This is a genomic window from Phytoactinopolyspora endophytica, assembly GCF_004138495.1.
Lineage (GTDB): Bacteria > Actinomycetota > Actinomycetes > Jiangellales > Jiangellaceae > Phytoactinopolyspora > Phytoactinopolyspora endophytica.
The window spans coordinates 97,414-97,641 of sequence record NZ_ML142858.1; the positions used below are offsets into that span (position 1 = coordinate 97,414).

At 68.0% G+C, this 228-nt stretch carries 1 protein-coding gene; it reads right to left on the minus strand.

The genetic code is table 11. The features are described 5' to 3' along the window. The coding region (locus ELR45_RS38425; RefSeq protein ID WP_276320707.1) for a phosphate acyltransferase at nucleotides 1–228 on the minus strand (228 nt) is incomplete at both ends.

Here is a 228-nt window from a genome sequence, read left to right on the forward strand (position 1 = left end):
TGATGGCGATGGTGTTGACGATGTCGCGCACCAGGGCTCCGCGTGACAGGTCGTTGACCGGTTTGCGCAGTCCTTGCAATACGGGTCCGATCGCGACGGCGCCGGCGCTGCGCTGCACCGCCTTGTAGGTGTTGTTGCCGGTGTTGAGGTCCGGGAAGATGAAGACGGTGGCCCGGCCCGCGACGTCGCTCTCCGGGAGCTTGGTGCGGGCCACCCCGGCGTCGACGG